General features: G+C 33.9%; 18 protein-coding genes and 1 pseudogene. 12 read left to right on the top strand and 7 right to left on the bottom strand.

The features are described from left to right. Nucleotides 1–91 precede the first annotated feature (91 nt). The 5 genes and pseudogenes from rsgA to ACXKY9_RS09160 all read left to right on the top strand — a co-directional run bounded on the left by rsgA (nucleotide 92) and on the right by ACXKY9_RS09160 (nucleotide 4517). The gene (gene rsgA, locus ACXKY9_RS09140) at nucleotides 92–1144 is read left to right on the top strand and encodes a ribosome small subunit-dependent GTPase A (protein ID WP_001073075.1); all 1053 of its coding nucleotides are present in this window, start codon (nucleotides 92–94) and stop codon (nucleotides 1142–1144) included. Nucleotides 1145–1446: 302 nt separating this feature from the next. Next, nucleotides 1447–2385: pseudogene (locus ACXKY9_RS09145) on the top strand (HAMP domain-containing protein); the annotation flags it as partial. A 123-nt stretch (nucleotides 2386–2508) separates the two neighbouring features. After that, nucleotides 2509–3327, top strand: a complete 819-nt coding sequence (locus tag ACXKY9_RS09150; RefSeq protein WP_408732993.1) for a methyl-accepting chemotaxis protein — start codon at nucleotides 2509–2511, stop codon at nucleotides 3325–3327. A 196-nt stretch (nucleotides 3328–3523) separates the two neighbouring features. Further along, nucleotides 3524–3829 (top strand): hypothetical protein, encoded by a 306-nt coding sequence (locus ACXKY9_RS09155; RefSeq protein ID WP_000539571.1) that lies wholly within the window; start codon nucleotides 3524–3526, stop codon nucleotides 3827–3829. A 322-nt stretch (nucleotides 3830–4151) separates the two neighbouring features. Next, the gene (locus tag ACXKY9_RS09160; protein WP_000965059.1) at nucleotides 4152–4517 is read left to right on the top strand and encodes a DUF3979 family protein; all 366 of its coding nucleotides are present in this window, start codon (nucleotides 4152–4154) and stop codon (nucleotides 4515–4517) included. Between the two features lie 34 nt (nucleotides 4518–4551). On the opposite strand, the gene ACXKY9_RS09165 is transcribed toward ACXKY9_RS09160, so the two are convergent. After that, nucleotides 4552–5592, bottom strand: a complete 1041-nt coding sequence (locus tag ACXKY9_RS09165; RefSeq protein ID WP_000370203.1) for a YkvI family membrane protein — start codon at nucleotides 5590–5592, stop codon at nucleotides 4552–4554. A gap of 240 nt (nucleotides 5593–5832) precedes the next feature. Here ACXKY9_RS09165 and ACXKY9_RS09170 point away from each other — a divergent pair, with 240 nt between their 5' ends. From ACXKY9_RS09170 to ACXKY9_RS09180, 3 genes are all read left to right on the top strand, one after another. Beyond that, nucleotides 5833–6276 carry a Dps family protein gene (locus ACXKY9_RS09170; protein WP_000105199.1) on the top strand — a complete coding sequence of 148 codons (444 nt, stop codon included), beginning with the start codon at nucleotides 5833–5835 and terminating at the stop codon, nucleotides 6274–6276. A 102-nt stretch (nucleotides 6277–6378) separates the two neighbouring features. After that, nucleotides 6379–6834: a DUF3939 domain-containing protein gene (locus ACXKY9_RS09175; protein ID WP_000488206.1), complete on the top strand. Its 456-nt coding sequence runs from the start codon at nucleotides 6379–6381 to the stop codon at nucleotides 6832–6834. A 215-nt stretch (nucleotides 6835–7049) separates the two neighbouring features. Then, a complete protein-coding gene (locus ACXKY9_RS09180) occupies nucleotides 7050–7994 on the top strand; it encodes an alpha/beta hydrolase (protein WP_000798320.1) in 945 nt (314 codons plus the stop codon). A 60-nt stretch (nucleotides 7995–8054) separates the two neighbouring features. Here ACXKY9_RS09180 and ACXKY9_RS09185 read toward each other — a convergent pair. The 3 genes from ACXKY9_RS09185 to ACXKY9_RS09195 all read right to left on the bottom strand — a co-directional run bounded on the left by ACXKY9_RS09185 (nucleotide 8055) and on the right by ACXKY9_RS09195 (nucleotide 10807). Then, a protein-coding gene (locus ACXKY9_RS09185; protein ID WP_087942833.1) for an IS3 family transposase occupies nucleotides 8055–9397 on the bottom strand; the annotation gives its coding sequence in 2 pieces (ribosomal slippage) (nucleotides 8055–9016 and nucleotides 9016–9397; 1344 coding nt in all). Between the two features lie 112 nt (nucleotides 9398–9509). Then, entirely contained in the window at nucleotides 9510–10511 is a 1002-nt protein-coding gene (locus ACXKY9_RS09190; protein WP_000594031.1) for an LLM class flavin-dependent oxidoreductase, read from the bottom strand. A 104-nt stretch (nucleotides 10512–10615) separates the two neighbouring features. Beyond that, nucleotides 10616–10807: a DUF3896 family protein gene (locus tag ACXKY9_RS09195; protein ID WP_000683357.1), complete on the bottom strand. Its 192-nt coding sequence runs from the start codon at nucleotides 10805–10807 to the stop codon at nucleotides 10616–10618. Between the two features lie 177 nt (nucleotides 10808–10984). Between ACXKY9_RS09195 and ACXKY9_RS09200 the strand changes: the two genes are divergently transcribed. Both ACXKY9_RS09200 and ACXKY9_RS09205 read left to right on the top strand, forming a co-directional pair. Further along, nucleotides 10985–12448 (top strand): flavin monoamine oxidase family protein, encoded by a 1464-nt coding sequence (locus ACXKY9_RS09200; protein WP_001168116.1) that lies wholly within the window; start codon nucleotides 10985–10987, stop codon nucleotides 12446–12448. Between the two features lie 84 nt (nucleotides 12449–12532). Continuing rightward, nucleotides 12533–13117 carry a GNAT family N-acetyltransferase gene (locus ACXKY9_RS09205; RefSeq protein ID WP_001068749.1) on the top strand — a complete coding sequence of 195 codons (585 nt, stop codon included), beginning with the start codon at nucleotides 12533–12535 and terminating at the stop codon, nucleotides 13115–13117. Nucleotides 13118–13141: 24 nt separating this feature from the next. On the opposite strand, the gene ACXKY9_RS09210 is transcribed toward ACXKY9_RS09205, so the two are convergent. Next, nucleotides 13142–14044: an aldo/keto reductase gene (locus tag ACXKY9_RS09210; RefSeq protein WP_000376357.1), complete on the bottom strand. Its 903-nt coding sequence runs from the start codon at nucleotides 14042–14044 to the stop codon at nucleotides 13142–13144. A gap of 261 nt (nucleotides 14045–14305) precedes the next feature. Here ACXKY9_RS09210 and ACXKY9_RS09215 point away from each other — a divergent pair, with 261 nt between their 5' ends. Both ACXKY9_RS09215 and ACXKY9_RS09220 read left to right on the top strand, forming a co-directional pair. Beyond that, nucleotides 14306–15775, top strand: coding sequence for an RNA-guided endonuclease InsQ/TnpB family protein (locus ACXKY9_RS09215; protein ID WP_001040871.1), 1470 nt, complete (start codon nucleotides 14306–14308; stop codon nucleotides 15773–15775). Nucleotides 15776–15872: 97 nt separating this feature from the next. Then, nucleotides 15873–16823, top strand: coding sequence for a CobW family GTP-binding protein (locus ACXKY9_RS09220; protein ID WP_000613420.1), 951 nt, complete (start codon nucleotides 15873–15875; stop codon nucleotides 16821–16823). Nucleotides 16824–16935: 112 nt separating this feature from the next. Here the strand turns inward: ACXKY9_RS09220 and ACXKY9_RS09225 are convergent, their stop codons facing one another. Further along, complete coding sequence (locus ACXKY9_RS09225) at nucleotides 16936–17406, bottom strand: GNAT family N-acetyltransferase (protein WP_001048676.1); 471 nt, start codon at nucleotides 17404–17406, stop codon at nucleotides 16936–16938. A gap of 138 nt (nucleotides 17407–17544) precedes the next feature. Next, on the bottom strand, nucleotides 17545–18495 hold the full coding sequence (locus ACXKY9_RS09230) for a metal ABC transporter substrate-binding protein (RefSeq protein ID WP_001126151.1): 951 nt from the start codon (nucleotides 18493–18495) through the stop codon (nucleotides 17545–17547). Nucleotides 18496–18684: the final 189 nt, after the last annotated feature.

The following is an 18684-nucleotide window of genomic DNA, read 5'->3' on the forward strand; positions in this document are numbered from 1 at the left end:
TCAACCAAATACAAAGGTGGATGGAAAGGGCGATATTATATAAGGTAATTCGCAATCCTTCCACTTAGTACAAACTAGGGAGGATATTTATTTGAATCAAAATATTTTAGAATCTTTCGGCTGGGATTCATTTTTTGAAGAACAAGTTACAGAGAAAAATTATGAAGTAGGTCGTATTTTACTTGAGCATAAGCATATATATCGCATTATTTGTAATGATGGTGAATATATGGCAGAACTGTCTGGGAAGTTTCGGCATGAAGCGATTACGAAAGGCGATTATCCAGCAGTTGGTGATTGGGTGTATATAAAGAAAATAGAAGATGAAAAGAAAGCGATTATTCATCGTATTTTCCAGCGAAGAAGCTCTTTCTCAAGACAAGAGGCTGGAACAAGAACAGAAGAACAGATTATAGCAGCAAATGTAGATTATTTATTTTTAGTGAATGCACTTAATCATGATTTTAATGTTAGAAGGATGGAACGTTATTTATTATTAGCGTATGAAAGCGGCGCTATGCCAGTTATTGTTTTAACAAAGAGTAGTATATGTAATGATGTGGAAGAGAAAATTGTAGAAACGGAAGCTATAGCAATTGGTGTTCCTATTTTCGTTGTTGATAGTTTAGAGCATACAGGTATAGATTCGTTGAAACAATTCGTTTCTTCAGGGAAAACAATTGCTTTAGTTGGATCATCAGGGGTAGGAAAGTCAACTTTGTTAAATGCTCTAATAGGAATTGATGTAGCAAAAACGGGAGATATACGTGAAGAGGATAGTAGGGGGAGGCATACGACAACGCATCGAGAATTATTCCAATTGCCTAGTGGCGCTCTCGTGATTGATACGCCTGGCATGAGGGAATTGCAACTTTGGGAAGGCAGCGAAGCGATTCAAACAGCATTCTCTGATATTGAAGAACTTGCGACAACATGTCGTTTCCGTGATTGTAAGCATGAGAATGAACCAGGATGCGCGGTGTATAGTGCAATTGAAAACGGACTTATTACGATAGATCGTTTGAAAAGCTATAAAAAATTACAAAGAGAACTGGCGTATTTTATGAGGAAACAAGATGCAATCCTTGCCAGAGCAGAGCGTGATAAATGGAAGAAAATTTCTAAACAACATAAAAAAATGTAAAAACCAAAGGGGCCCCTTTGGTTTTTTCTATTTGTAAATTTTATAATAATATTATTCATATATATAGACAAAGGGAAATTAATTGTTTAAACTTTACAAAGTATTCACCATAATAGGTTATGAAAATAATAATTAAGGAATGGGAAATATTTATAATTAACTCAATTTAACTTTTAAATTTGAAAATTAGGAGGTTCATAATGGGTAAACTATTAAATTTGTTTCGTGATATGAAAGTAGCAAAAAAGCTATTAATTTCATTCTTTGTAATTTTAATTGCAGCCGTTTCTATAATCGGGGGCATGTCTTATCAAACTGCTAAAAAGAATTTTGAATCACAAATTACGAGTAGTGCTAACGATAATATAAAAATATTAGATAATTTAATCAATCAAATGATTGAAGCAAAATTTAACGATGTGAATAACTTTGCACGAGTAATTCAAGGGAATATGTATCAAGGGGATAATCAGGATGAGCTAAGAAAGACATTATCTCAGTATATCAATTTAAATATAGATGTTGAACAAGTGTATGTTGCCGGTAATGATAAGAAATTTGTACAGGAACCAAATATACAAATGGCAGCAGATTATGATCCAACAACACGACCTTGGTATAAAGATGCAGTGGCAAAACAAGGTGGTATTGTTGTTAGCGAGCCATATAAGGCAAAAGGAAATGGACATATTGTCGTAACGATTGCAAAACAAACAGAAGATAAAAATGGGGTTGTTGCGCTAGATTTAAGTTTAGACAATTTATTAAAAACAACAAAGTTAATCAATATTGGTAAAAAAGGATATGCCTTCATTTTAGATGGAAAGCAAAAAATCATTGCTCATCCACAAGAAAAATCAGGGGATAAAGCAGCTGATTCTTGGGCAAAGAAAATTTATGAAGATAATCATGGTGCTTTTACATATTCTTATGGTGGTAGTGAAAAGAATATGGTATTTGCTACAAACGTAAAAACAGGTTGGAAAATTGGTGGGACGATGTACGCAACTGAAGTAATTGAAGCTGCTCAACCTGTATTTTATAATATGTTAATTGTTATGCTTATTTCGTTAGTAGTAGGTGGAGTACTTATTTATTTTGTGACACTTTCAATTACGAAGCCTTTAAAGAGACTAGTTATCACTTCTAAAGAAATAAGTGAAGGGGATTTAACGCAAACAATTGAAATTCATTCTAATGATGAAATTGGTCAACTTGCGAAAGGTTTTAACGAGATGACAAATTCATTACGGACGTTAATTGGAAGGATTAACACTTCGGCAGGACATGTTGCAGCAGCATCAGAAGAACTAACTGCAAGTGTAAGACAAGCGAGTGAAGCAACTGAGCAAATTACAACAGCAATGGATGAAATATCAAGTGGGGCAACGACGCAAACAACAAGTGTAGAAAATGGTGCTATGTTACTGTTTGATGTAACGGAAGGAATTCAGCATGTAGCAAATAGTTCATCATCTATTAATATCGCTTCTGCTCATACTCGTGAAAAAGCAGAAGATGGTGGGAAACTAGTAGGAAGAACAGTAAACCAGATGCAGTCTATTGCAGAATCGGTTTCACAATCAGATGCTGTTATACAGTTATTAAATAATAAATCAAAACAAATTGGTGATATATTGGAAGTAATTCAAAACATTGCAGATCAAACAAATCTTCTAGCTTTAAATGCGGCAATTGAAGCGGCAAGAGCTGGTGAACATGGAAGAGGTTTTGCAATTGTTGCAGATGAAGTACGTAAATTGGCAGAGCAGTCTAGCATATCTTCCAGTGAAATTAGTAAATTAATAGGCGAAATACAAGACGATATGGGTAAGACAGTCAAATCAATGAATCATGTAAATGAAGAAGTTCAATCTGGACTTGTTATTGCAAATGAAACGAAGCAAAATTTTGCTGAAATTTTACAATCTACAAATGAAATAGCTAATCAAATTAAGACGATGGTTGAAACGGCTAATGGAATGTCAAAAGGGGCAAATGAAGTATCTATTTCAGTAGGACAAATTGCAATGACAGCACAAAATAATGCGACAAGCACACAAAATGTTGCGGCTTCAGCTGAAGAACAGCTAGCTTCGATGGAGGAAATTGGATCAGCGGCGGGTACGCTATCTCAAATGGCTGAAGAATTGCAAGTATTAATTGAGAGATTTAAAGTTTAATAGAGAACAGACTCCCCCTAGTAGCATTATGACACTAGAGGGTAGTCTGTTTTATTATGTAAAATCAAATGGAGATGTAAACTTCCTTTATGACGTTTAAAATGGTATTTTGCATAATATTTGTCGAAAAATAGAGGTGTTTGTTAGCTTTGTGTATAATTATTAACCTATAGAATACAAATAAAAGGAGAGTATTATGGGAGTGTATTGGGGGACAAAAAGACATTCTTGGCTTAGTTACGTCTCATTTTGGCTAAGTATTTCATTTTTTATTGTTTTTCTAATTGAAGTGTTTATATTAAAAACACTTTCGAATAGCTCGGTGCAAATTGTTAAATATTTTTATTTTATACTTGTACCAGTAAATATTTTTCTTAGTTTAAAGTTACTATTTAAGAAGAATGAAAAGAAAGCGTTACCTATTTTTAGTTTCATTGTCTCATTATTATTTGCAATTTTAATAATCGTATTAGTTTTAGCAGCTATAGGGAAGTTCTTTTAAGGGGAGTGGTATAAGTCACTCTCCTTTTTTATTTGTGGTAGTCTTACTATATGTAAAAGTGTGAATGCTGTGAGCTAATAAAAGCGGAGAGTAGACAATATTTGCATGGATTAAAGTCTGTCGTTATTTGAACTTGTAAGAGTGTATGGAGTAATGAGGTAATATACATAATAATGGAGATAGAATTAGTTATTTTATAAGTGTGTATGAAGCAAATGAATACGGTAAGAACGGTGATATATGGTACAATAGCTATGGATAGTGATAGAGATAAAGGGTATATAAAATACTCATCGTTTTTTAGTAAGAGAGGGGTTATCTTATGCTATACGAGGATTTGGAGACATTATTTCAAACAGCTCCGAAAGAAGATAGAGGCGGATGGAAATATATAATCCAAGAACAAAATGATACATTTAAAATTGGTGATGAAATACTGAAAAATCAAATGAGTGTCGAATTGTATTTTAATGAATACGATGAGGTGAAAATCACTTTATATAAAGATGGAATTCCCATTACGACTATGCAAAAAATTACGATTTCAAAAGTTGAATTAGACGAAGATGAAGAAGGTATTCAATTTGTTTTAGAACGCATGCCTAGTCGAATGATTCGGTTGCAGTTAAAGCCGTATTTAGCATTAGAAATGGGACCGTACTGGGAAGTATGTGATGATTGTGAATGAACATAAAAAAGCATCCAATAACATGGATGCTTTTTTATGTTTTTTGAAGTTGTTTAAACGCAATGATTGGAAGTATAACAATACTTACCCATCCGATGATAGGATATAGAATGTGAAGTAAGTCACTGTAACCGATGTAACTAAAGCAATAACTAATTAGTAAAATGAAGAAAATAATATTGTGATTTTTCCACCCAGTAATAGATTGCATCTGTTTTGTCATTCCGAACACATTACCAACTAAAGTTGTGAAAACTTCACCGAAAATAATGAGAACGAAGAAGAAGTGAAAAGTTGCATTAAATCTTCTTATGACTTCAGCCATTGGGATGTTATATTGATAAAATTGATCGACTGATAAGATTGCTAAATGGCTGCATAATAAAATTAAAGAAAGTCCAGCACCACCTAAAATCCCACCCCAAAAAATGGCTTTTCGATCCTTTACTTCACTGGCTAATGGGACGAGAACACTTTGGGCGAGAGAAAGGTTTAAGGCGACATATGTAATAGGGCTAGTAATCCATTTCATATTCCAGCTCTCTGCAGGAATAGTGTTATTAATAGGAGGTGTACCGTGAAAAAAGGTTGTAATAGCAAGTCCGATAATAAAAATCATCATAATAGGTACGACAAGTGTATTTACTTCAAAAACACCTTGTAACCCGCGGCTACTTATAATGAGACAAGCGATAACTGTAATGAGAATACCGAGTTGTCTTGGTAAGCGAAGTTGCTCTTCAAATACTGCACCAGCCCCTGATAACATAACGCTCGTTACGCCGAATAAAACGAGTAATAATAATGTGTTTACAACATTCCCAAATACATCCCCAAATAAATATTTGTTAAATTCTTGCGCTGAAAATGCCCCGATTTGTGATGAAAGTAACATCATCTTTGTGCCAAGCCAAATAAAAAAAAATCCACTTACACATATGCCAATTGTCCCGTATAATCCATTCACTGTGAAAAATTCAACAATTTCTCGTCCAGTAGCAAATCCAGCTCCAACGACAGTTCCGATATAAGTAGCAGCTACTTTCTTTGCTACTTGCCATTGTTGATTGTCCATGTTATCCCTCTTTCTACTATGATGAGCTTGATGTACTATTATGCATATGTATGAGCTTGGACAATTAGACGTATGAAGTGGTTGAAAAAATACATGAATTAAATGATATTAGGGAAGCATTAAAGGTGTTAAAACTTTGTTACATATAAGCCAATTGTTCGAAAGGAAAGGGAATGTATGGTAAAATGTAATTAAGTTATTAAAAGATAAACATTACAAAATGATAAGAGGAGTGATTGTATGAGTACGAAAACAAATGTTGTTGAAGTATTAAACAAGCAGGTAGCAAACTGGAATGTGTTATATGTTAAATTACATAATTATCACTGGTATGTGACAGGGCCACACTTCTTTACATTACATGAGAAATTTGAAGAGTTTTATAATGAGGCTGGAACGTATATTGATGAGTTAGCAGAACGTATTTTAGCTTTAGAAGGTAAACCATTAGCGACAATGAAAGAATATCTCGCAACATCTAGTGTCAGTGAAGGGACAAGCAAAGAATCTGCAGAAGAAATGGTGCAAACATTAGTGAATGATTATTCTGCACTTATTCAAGAATTAAAAGAAGGTATGGAAGTTGCGGGTGAAGCTGGCGATGAAACATCAGCTGACATGCTGTTAGCAATTCATACAACATTAGAACAGCATGTATGGATGCTAAGTGCATTCTTAAAATAACGATAAATATATAGAAACCCATTGAAAAATTATTTCAATGGGTTTTTTTATGATTTTTCAGTTTTCTTTTATGCTATAATATAGTAAAAAGGAGGCGATGCGATGTTTCGCTTTTTCAGAACTGGAAAAGAAGAGCGGGAAATTACGAAAGATGAATTAGAACAAGCGATGGCTCAGTTTTTAGAAACGAATGCTAATATCGTTTATACAGTATTAGTAAATGATGATTATACAGTAAATTATGATTTGTTAAAACCATATTTACCTGCATTTCCAACAAATGTTTTTCTCATAACGAAGGAAACGCTTGAGGTATTTGAACATACAGCAGAAAATTTAAACCTAGTGAAAGAAATTGATGTCGTACAAAAAGCAGTAGATCAATACGTAACAGAAAAAGAAATGTTCCCAATTGTTGAAGGTAGCGAAGATCGCCTCATATGTGGAATGAAATTAGGACCTTACTTAAATCGTAGCTTAAAAAGAGACTTATATATTTCAGAAAAACATTATTTAGTTTCAAGTAAACCAGATAGAAAAAAACAAAAGAGTGGGTAGACGTAATGAAAACAACAATACATATATTGTTGTCTTTTTTTGTTTGTTAAAATATTGATTTTTCAGTCTATTCTTATTTATACTAAATGTATTGGACAGGGAAGAGCAACTATTAAGCATCATTTTGAGAATAAGGTATTGTTAGCGTGGGTTATACAAAGTGGTATAAAGATTCGCAAAATAAATATTATAAAAAGTTGCGGGGGAATTGGTACATGAAAAATAGTATGACTTACATTCAATTATTAAATGAAACGTTACGTTGTTATGCAAATAAAGGAAGTTTTGAAGCGTACAATTATATAATGGAAAACGCTACAGGTGTAATAGGGAATGAGGCGCAAATATATAATTTTAAGTATGCACTCGCAAGTGCATCGGGACTTGAAAAAGAAGCATTACATTTAATGAGAGAGGCCATTATAGAAAAGGGATTCTGGTATGGAAATGAGTATTTAATTTCCGATGAAGATTTAAAATCACTACATAAATTTGAAGAATTTCATACAATGGTGCAATTATGTAAAGAAAGAGAAGAATTAGCACATAAAAAGGAAAGACCAGATGTGAAATATATATACAGTAAGAAAGAGGGAAATCTACTACTTACATTGCATGGTAACCAAGAAAATATACAAATAGTAGAACCATATTGGAAATCTGTTTTGATACAAGATTATATGTTAGCTTTACCACAGTCTTCACAAATTGAGTTTTCAGATGGATTTGTTTGGGAGGACATAGAGAGAGGGAAAGAGGAATTAAAAGAGCATTACAATAAGTTTATAGAAAATCATACAGTAGAAAGTGTAATCATTGGTGGTTTTTCTGCAGGGGCGAGAGTAGCTTTATATACGATTTTACAACAAGATATAAATGTAGATGGTTTTGTTTTTATGGCACCATGGCTTCCCGAGATTGAAGAATGGGATGAGTTGCTAAGAGTGCTGAAGGATAAACATATAAAAGGATATATAGTATGCGGGAATCAAGATGAAGATTGTTTCGAATCCACGCAGCAATTTGTACAACTATTAAGAGAGAAAAATATAGAACATAAGTATAAAGTTGTGCCTGACTTAGATCATGATTATCCTATTAACTTTGAAGAGCTATTAAAAGAAACTATTGAATATATAGGAAATGAAAACAATAAGTAGTAAGAAAAAGAGATGCATCACATTAATCTGTACCCTTTGTAAAGGACATTTTGAAAAAAGTTAGGCAACATCAAGAAGATGGTTTCTGTATCCAACAGGAGTCATCTTTTTTAAATTCCATTGATATCTATAATGATTATAATACGTCATATATTTCTTAATCTCTTGTTTCAATTCATTAAAGGACACGCAAGGTTTTATATGAGCTTCATCTTTCAGATGACCAAAAAATGATTCTTGTGGGGCGTTATCCCAGCAGTTTCCTCTTCTTGACATGGATTGTCCTAGGTTTAGCTTTTTAACTAGCTTTTGATAGGTAGGGCTTGTGTAGTGGGATCCTTGATCTGAATGAATATAAGCACCTTCAGTCAATCGAATCCGCGGATTCCTTTTTAGTTTATGGAGAGTTGTCGTTACGAGCTCTAATGTCATCTGTTCTGAAACATGGTAAGCTAAAATTTCATTAGTTGAGCCGTCTAAAATTGTAGATAAATAGGCCCTTTGATTCTTACCGTAAACTAAATAGGTGATATCTGTAAGAAGTGTTTTCCCTGGGGTATTTTGTTTAAATTCCCGATTTAATTGATTTGGTACTATTCGATGTTCTTTTGTAGCTTTAAGCATTCTTTTATAAGGATTCGCTTTGCGAACCGGACAGATAATCTCGTATTTCTTCATAATTCTACGGATACGCTTTAAATTGTAGACAACTTGAAACTGACCCGCCAATGTCATCTTTATCTGACGAGCCCCTTTGTTTCTATTTCTAAATCGAAGTGCTTTTAATATGGTTTCCTTCAAGATTTCATCTCGATCACTCTTTTGTTTCCGTTGTTCTTGAGATGAAACTGAAAAGTAATTATAGTATCCCGAACGGGATACACCAGCTACTTTACACAAATGACTGACCATATTCCTTAAGTTGTATTTCATGATGACAGAACGAATCAAGATGAATTTCTGACTAGGTGGTAGTGTTATTTCCTTCTCATCCTCCCTTCCATAAGTTTGATTTTTTTTAGCAATTCGTTTTCCGCCTTTAGTAAGTTTCGTTCGGCTTCTAAACGGGCATACTTTTCTTCTAACGTAAGCTCTCTCTCAAGAGTTCTTCCAGCGTTTTCGATACGTGTATCCCTTAAACCCAATACACCATTTTTTCTATAAGCAGCACGCCATCTACTTCCCGATGACATAACTCGTTTCATTCCAATCATATCTATATCAAAACCACATTCTTCAAAAATATTTCGAGGTAGCTTTCCTTTTTCATTTTCCTCAATAAAAATATGCTTAAATTCCTCTGTATAAGTGATACCTTTCTGACTTACAGATTTTACGTATAGGTTATTTGATAGAATTTGAATTTCTCTTTCTGTAAATAGTTTTTTTGTCATTTTCAACATTCTCCGATCCCAATTTTCCTTTTATTATACAAGAAATACCCTATAGAATAGACTTTTTTCAAGTGTCTATTCTATAGGGTACATTTTAAACGTGATGCATCTCTTTTTAGAATTATAAATTAAAAGCATTTGCTAGTAAGCGATAAGAATTTAATTTATGTTCAAATTGATGAGTAATCGTGACAATCATAAATTCGTCAGTATTGTATGCTTTGCTTAAGTTTATTATTTTTTCTTTTACAGAAGACGGATCACCAACAATCATACGTTGACGATTTTCTTTTATACGGAATAAATCATAAGCGCTGTATGAATAATTTTGAGCAGTTTCAATAGAAGGTGTACCAGTAGTTCGTTTTCCTTGCTCTAATAATAAGATTGATAGATCTAAACTAGAAGCAATTTTTTCCGCTTCTTCATTTGTTTCTCCGCATATAACAAAGATGGCAACGATTGAATTAGGCTTATCTCCTAAAAATGAAGGCTCATATTGTTCTTGGTAAGCCCTCATAACTTCAGGGCCTCCGAAGCCGTTAATAAATTGTGCAAATGCGAAAGAAGCTCCGTTGTTTGCAGCAATTTTAGCGCTCTCTCCGCTAGAACCGAGCATCCACATTTCAGGAGACGTTGGGATAACTGGAGTGGCTTTTAAGTTTGCATAGTGATGGTTTTCTGGTACTTGATCATGTAAGTACATTGCAACGTCTGCAATTTGTTCTGGATATTGATCAAGTGAGACCATTTTCCCTTCTTGAAGTGCGCGAGTTGCTATTGGCATACCACCAGGTGCTCTACCAACACCGAGATCGATGCGGTTCGGATACAATGCTTCTAGAACACGGAAATTCTCAGCAACTTTATATGGGCTATAATGCGGTAACATAACACCACCTGAACCGACTCTAATACGGTCCGTTTTTGCGGCAATATGAGAAATAAGAATTTCTGGACTTGAACCAGCTAAGCTTACGGAATTATGATGTTCGGATACCCAAAAATGTGTGAATCCGAGTTTTTCAACTTCTTGTGCAAGCGTAACTGTATGTGAAAAAGCTTGGGCTGCTGTGCTACCATCTGAAATAGGTGATTGGTCTAATACACTTAACTTGATCATAGAATATACCTCTCAATCTTAATGTACATCCTATTATATATTTACTTATGAAAAATGCGTAGTGAAATGCTCAAAATGAAAAGCGGATAATCTTATTTCCGCTTTTAACGAGAAAATCCGCGTTCATAATGATTCATTTCGACTAGATTTAAAATATATTCATAGTTGTCAATTTCATGCTTTAGTTGTTCACGTTCTTTTTCAGATAGTGTCATATTGCTAAGTTTTTTACATAAGTTTTGTTTCTTTAATTCTAAATGTTTTTTTGTAGCATCGTAGTCATAAGTATGTTTCATTTTTAACCACTCCTTCTTTGTAGTTGCTATATTATACGAAGTATAAAGAAAAGTGAGATCTGTCTCTTATGTACTTTTAGTGAATATTCAAATTGCAATGGTGTTATGTTTATGGGGATTTATGAATAAAATGCACTAAACCACTAACGTCCATTTGATGAAGTAAGGGGTGGAATTGTGCAGAAAGATATAATGTATAACACTGAAATGGATGAAGCGTTAAAAGTTATAGATAAAGGATTGAAGAAGACGATAAGCCCAAAACAGATTATTGTAGTGGGAGCTGGTATGGCTGGGTTAGTTTCAGCATCTTTATTAAAGGCTGCAGGACATGATGTGAAAATTTTTGAAGCAAATAACCGGGTAGGTGGCCGTATAGAAACAGTGAGAATGGAAGATACCGGATTATATTTAGATGTTGGAGCAATGAGAATTCCGTATTCGCATACATTAACGATGGCATATATAAGAAAATTTGGGCTACAGGTGAGTCCTTTTATTAATAGGAATGAGACGGATATTATATACGTAAATGGACGGAAAACGACGTTAAAACAATATGAAAAAGATCCAAGTATTCTAAGATATCCTGTGGAAATGAATGAAGTTGGAAAAACGTCAGAGGAATTATTATTGTTAGCGGTACAGCCCATTATAAATTTTATAAAAAAGAACCCAGAAAAAAATTGGGATATTGTTGTAAAGGATTTTGGGAGATACTCTACTGGACAATTTTTAAAGTATCATCCTTATCAGTATAATACTTACTTTTCGCCAGTAACAATTGAGATGATTGGTGTTTTATTAGATTTAGAAGGTTTTTTGGAACGGTCGTTTGTAGAGACTTTACGCTTTCTATACATTATGCAAGAGGAGAGCGGATTTTGTGAAATTGTGGGCGGGAATGATAGATTGCCAAAGTCATTTTTACCGCAATTAGAAGAGAATATTATATATAATCAAAAATTAATGAAGTTACATCAACACGATAATGGTGTGACAGCTTTCTATCGGAACGAGGAAACTTTTGAATATAGTAGTATTACAGGAGATTTAGTTATTGTTACCATTCCGTTTTCGACAATGCGTTTTGTAGAAGTAGATCCGTTTGATTCTATATCTCATGAAAAATGGAAAGCAATTCGTGAATTACATTATATGCCTGCGACGAAAATAGGAATTCAATTTAAAAGCCGATTTTGGGAAGAACAAGGACAATTAGGTGGCAGAATTATAACAGATTTGCCAATTCGTTATGCCTATTATCCAAATTATGGAATTGGGGAGAAAGGACCGGCTATGATGTTAGGTAGCTATACATGGTCTTATGACGCGTTGTTATGGGATGGTTTATCAAAAGGGGATCGTATTTATTACGCATTACACAACTTAGCAACAATATTAGGTGGTCAAGTGTATGATGAGTTCATATCTGGAATTTCAAAAAGCTGGACATTGGATCCGTATGCGCTTGGAGGATTTGCACTTTTTCAAGCAGGTCAAGAATCTGAGCTGCAACCAGCGATTGTCAAACCAGAGGGGAGAATATTCTTCGCTGGAGATCATACAACGCTATATCACGGATGGATTCAAGGTGCGATTGAATCTGGAATTCGTGTAGCGGTGGAAGTGAATGAGTAAAAGGTTTTCAATTCAGAAAATTCTTTACTATATAACTTCAGATGGATATTATTATATATAAAAGAAATATAGGGAGTGTTTACAGTGAATCCGTTATTATTCGATTTTCCTTCTGAATTTTATACTGACAGACTTTTTATTCGAATGCCGAAACCAGGAGATGGTAAAGTTGTATATGATGCAATTCAGGCTTCAATACAAGAACTAAAACCTTGGATGGTGTTTGCACAAAAAGAGCAAACAGAGCAAGAAGTAGAAGAAAGTATTAGAAAATCACATATTCAATTTTTGCAACGTGAGGATTTAAGATTACTAGTATTTTCGAAAGAAACAGGTGAATTTATTGCTTCAGCCGGATTACATCGTATTAATTGGGATATACCTCAATTTGAAATCGGATATTGGATTGATACAAGGTTTAGCGGAAAAGGCTATATGGTAGAGGCTGCGAAAGGTATAACGGATTACGCTTTTTCTGAATTAAAAGCAAATCGTGTAGAAATTCGTTGTGATTCTTTCAATAAGAAGAGTAGAGCGATACCTGAGAAATTAGGTTTTAAGTTAGAAGGTACGTTAGAAAGTGCGAGTGTTGCGGTAGATGGAAACGGATTAAGAGATATGTGTGTATTTGCCATGACTAGAAATACATATGAAAAAGAAGAGCTGTAAGAAAACAGCTCTTCTTTTTATGCATTATGGTACAGGATGTCCATTAGAGCTTTCGAAAATTGTAAACCATTGTTGACGGTCTAAGTTAACTTTTGTAGCAAGAGCGGCAGTTTTTACGCGATCTAATTTACCAGAGCCAACGATTGGTATCATATTAGCTGGATGAGCAAGTAACCAAGCATACATAACCGTATCTATACTAGAAACACCTAGCTCAGTAGCAACTTTTTGCACAGTTTCACGTACACGTACGGCGCGTTCTGATTGACCAGTAAAGATCTCCCCACCAGCAAGAGGTGACCAAATCATTGGATTGATTCGTTTTTCTTGGCATAAATCAATTGTCCCTTTTTCAAAATGCTCAAGCTGCAATGCAGAAACTTCAATCTGGTTCGTAATAAGCGGGAAATCTAAGTACGAACTTAACATATTAAATTGTGAAGGTAAGAAGTTAGATACACCGAAGTGACGAACTTTCCCTTCTTGTTTTAATTGTGAAAATGCTTTTGCCACTTCATTTGGATCCATAAAAGGATCGGGACGATGAATAAGTAATACGTCAATATAATCTGTATGTAAATTTTTAAGTGATGCTTCTACACTTTGCATAATATGCTCTGCACTAGTATTGTAGTGAGCAACATATCGCTCTGGAAATTTCGGTGATGGGGGAGCGATTCCACACTTTGTAATAATTTGCATGTTTTCTCGTAAGGAAGGCTTTAATTGTAAAGCTTCGCCAAATAACCCTTCACACGTATATGCGCCGTAAATATCAGCGTGATCAAAAGTAGTGATTCCCATATCCATACAATCTTCAATGAAAGAAAGTAATTCTTGTTTCGTCATATTCCATTCTGCTAAACGCCAAAATCCTTGAATAATACGAGAAAATTCTAGCGTTTCAGCCATTTGAACTCGATCCATTATAAGTACCCCCTTGATGAATAATAATGTTTTGAAAAGGCTTTCTTACTACATGTTATTATATAGTTAATTAGGTGTACAGACAATAAATATGTTTTGCTATAAAAACGATTTTTTCTATCATGCCTTTCGAGAGGACTCCCATCTCTAAACGTAAATGAAGGTGGTGAGGTGAATTGAAAGGAATATTTTATTTTTGAGAAAAAAACGGAAACGTATGTTCTTTTTTGCTATAATATCCTTAACAAGGAGGTGAATAAAATGGCAAAAGAAAATCCATCAAACTATAAAACTCTTCAAATCTGGATAAAAAAAGGGCATCGTATGTATTCTTATTTTCAAGAATGTTGTCATAACGCTAAGAATATGTACAACACCACAAACTTTTATATACGCCAGGTGTACACTGGATTAACACAAGAAAAAGAGTTGCAGCCTTTGCAAAAAGAAGTTCTGGATAATATTCATAAAAATATTGGGAAGATGAATGACACACAACGTCTTGTCTATCGGAAGAAATTGGAAAAAGAGAAAGTAAAGCCTAAAGAAGAACAGAAAGAGATTACATGTAATTTGTTTTCAGAACCTAATTTTGAAAAACCTTATGTAGATTACAACTTTCTAGATGCACTATTTAAGGCTATGATTCAAAATGATTATCGAGCTTTGCCTACGCAATGTAGCCAGTCCATCATGAAAGGTTTGTTCCAAAATTGGAAATCTTTTTTTGCTAGTTTAAAAGACTATAAAAAGAATCCAAACAAATATGATGGAATGCCTAGGATTCCAAAGTATATTCGTTCTTCTGAAAAAGAGATTCTGTATACAAACCAAGATTGCATCATTAAAAACGGTAGATTTTTAAAGTTTCCAAAGACGAAATTGCAATTAAATATTGGGAAACTAGGTTTCACTGAAGGTAAACTGAAACAAGTTCGTGTGATTCCAAAATACAATGAATATGTAGTGGAATTGGTAATTGATGTTCCTTCTGAACAACAAATGATTGAAGAGAATGCTCGTTATATGAGTATTGATTTAGGGATTGATAACCTTGCAACCATCGTAACAAACACAGGTATGAAACCTGTCCTTGTTAAGGGCAAACATGTCAAAAGCATAAATCAATATTACAACAAAATGAAGAGTCATTTTACAAGCATTCTTAGAAATGGAAAACAAACGAATGAAGGACCTTTTACTTCTAAAAGGATAGAAAAACTTCATCAAAAACGTTACTTGAAAATAAAAGACGTCTTCCATAAAGTTAGTCACCACATCGTAAAACTAGCTCAAGAAGAAGAAGTTTGTAAAATCGTTATTGGTCAAAACAAAAGTTGGAAACAAGAAACGAATATGGGAAAAAGAAATAACCAATCGTTTTGTCATATCCCGCATAATTTACTGATTCAAATGATTACATACAAAGCAAATGCTGTAGGCATTCAAGTTGTTGTAACTGAAGAATCATATACATCGAAAGCAAGTTTTCTGGATAACGACTTCATTCCAACGTATGGAGAAAATGACCAAAATACAACTTTTTCAGGAAAACGAATAAAGCGCGGTATATATCGTTCAGCAAATAAAACTTTAATTAATGCAGATGTAAATGCTGCGGCTAACATTTTACGAAAAGTAATCCCAAATGCATGGACAAATGGGATAGAGGGGTTAGGCGTGAAACAGCTCGCTAATGTGTTAACTCCCCTGACGTTAATCGTCCGTTAGGTCGAAACGTTAGAAACCCCCACTTCAAGCTTTGTTAAGTGGGGGAGTGTTCATATGCTATAATGTAGAAACATATAGCTATAAGGAGATGTACGAAATGATTCCAGTAACAATATTAACTGGTTTTCTTGGATCTGGGAAAACGACATTATTAAATCGTATTTTATCAGAAAATCACGGTAAGAAATTAGCGGTGATTGTAAATGAAATAGGGCAAATTGGCATTGATAATCAGTTGATTATGAATGTGGAAGAAGAAATTATGGAAATGACAAATGGCTGTTTATGCTGTACTGTACGTGAAGATTTACTCGTTGCTTTAAAACAGTTACTGGACGTAAAAGCGGAAGGGAAAATGGATTTTGATGGTTTAGTAATTGAAACGACTGGCCTTGCAAATCCAGGCCCGATTATTCAAACATTCTTTTTAGATCCAGTCATTCAATCTGCTTACCAAATTAACGGTGTTGTAACGGTAGTAGATAGTTATCATATACATAAACATTTTGAAAAAGGATTAGAAGCAAAAGAGCAAATTGCGTTTGCTGATGTCGTTTTAGTAAATAAATTAGATTTAATTGAAGAGAATGAGAAAGAAAATCTCTTGCATGAAATTCAAGGAATTAACCCGACTGCAAAGTTAATTGAGGCGACTAACTGTGAGGTAGATATACCATCTTTATTACAAATCCAAACGTTTAAAATGAAAGATACGTTGCAAATTTACCCTCATAAAGAACATAACCACTTAGAAGGTGTGAAATCATTTGTATTACGTGAAGAACGTCCGCTGGATTTACAAAAGCTTAATGAGTGGATGTCAGCTGTCGTTCAAGAGCTAGGGGAATATTTATATCGTTACAAAGGAATTTTATCGATAGATGGAGTAGATAAACGTATCGTTTTCCAAGGTGTACATACGTTATTTGCTGCTTCGTACGATAGAGAGTGGCAAGAGGGCGAAGAGCGAGTAAGTGAAGTAGTTTTTATCGGAAGAGATATTAATAAAGAGTGGTTCCAAGAACATTTCGAGGAGTGTGTGAAATAAGTCTGCGTAAATTGCAGGCTTATTTTTTATGAGCATTCTATTAGATTGCAAAACAGAATTAAATAAGGGAGAGAAACTAAAAATTGATAAATGTATAATAAAAAGCCTGTTTTCACAGGCTTATATTTTCGTCTATTAGTAACTCCATTACAACACCTACAACTGGACCTTCATCATCAATATCCCCATTTAAGCGGAAACCAAATGATTCATACAGTCCCATTGCAAGTTTGTTGTCTGGATGTAAACTTAAGTAAATTATTTTGCATTCAAATTTTTCTTGTAAGAATTGAATGAGTAAGCGAAGGAAACGTTTTGCGTATCCTTTTCCTTGATATTGTTGGTCAATCATAAAGCGATCGAGCCATACACTTTTATGTTTTACTGAATACCATCCATACATTGCGTATCCTACAAGTGTTTCTCCATCATATAAACCTACTGACGTTCCGTTTCCTTCATATAATGATTCTGCTAAAGAAAACGCGTTACTTTCAATAAATTGTTGCTGATCTTTTGCGACGTCTAAAGCAACTACTGAACGCCAATTTTTTGCTGTTACTTCACAAATGTGAAGATTCATAATTCCAACTCACCTTCTAAATTAATATAGCTTTAAAGCTAATATGGATAATTTTACTTGTTATTTTGGTCAAGTCAAGGATAAATACATAAAAAGGCAACTGAATAACAAATTCAGCTGCCTAGAAAGTGTAATGGATTAGTTTGTTGCTTCTTTCAATGTGTTTACGTTTTCTTCCATTAAAGTAAAGTAATCTTTATTATTTTTTGCATCATCTTCAGAAATAGTAGCTAAGTGATTTAAGCGTAAAACTTTTGTACCAGTTTCTTTTTGAATTACGGATGCTACTTTTGGAGTAGAGAATGTTTCGAATAAAATATATTTTAGATTATGTTCTTTTACTGTTTTTGTAATGTCAGCAAGCTGCTTTTGAGATGGTTCATCAGAAGCTGAAATTCCAGCGATAGGAATTTGTTTTAGGCCGTATCGTTGTTCCCAGTAACCATAGGCAGCATGAGAAACTAAAATTTCTTTCGTTTTTGCGTTCGCTACAGCTGCCTTAAATCCATCGTCTAAATCAGTAAATTTAGTTTGAAGTGCTGCAAAGTTTTTTTCGAATTCTTGTTTATGTTCAGGTTGTAATTCTACAAGTGCATTTTTAATTTTTTCTGCCTGTTTCATTGCTAGAGTAGGATCTAACCAAACATGCGGGTCTTTATCGTGATGATGTTCATCTTCTTTATGGCCATCTCCATGATCATGATGCTCTTCTTCAGTAGAAGCACGAAGCTCAATACCTTTAGATGCATTTACAATTTTAACATTTTCTTTTTGTAATGTTTTTTCCATTTTTTCAGCAAATGGTTCTAATTCAGCGCCGTTATAAACAAATAAATCGGCTTTTGCAACTTGTACTGTTTGTTTTTGACTTGGTTCAAATGTATGTGAATCTGCACCAGGTGGGTAAATCGCTTCAACATTTACATAGTCGCCACCGATTTTCTTTGCGAAATCAGCAAGTGGGAAAATCGTTGTATAAACTGTTAGCTTTCCATCTTTCTTGGCATTACTTTCTTTTTTATTTGAGCAGCCAGCGAAAATTAAGGTAAAAATAAGTAAGAATGAAAATATAGTCAATCTTTTAGGCATGAAGTTCTCCTCTTTTCTTTTTACGGATATATTTTCCCCAATTATAGAAGAAAAATATCATTTTAATACAAAACGGAATAATTACGTTTTAGTTTGCGAACTTAGTATAATACATCTTTAATAAAGTTGCAATAAATAATAATCATTCCGATTTGTTTTTGTTATAAAGTTGTCAAATATAGGTGTATT

The sequence above is a fragment of the Bacillus sp. 2175 genome (genome assembly GCF_057812155.1).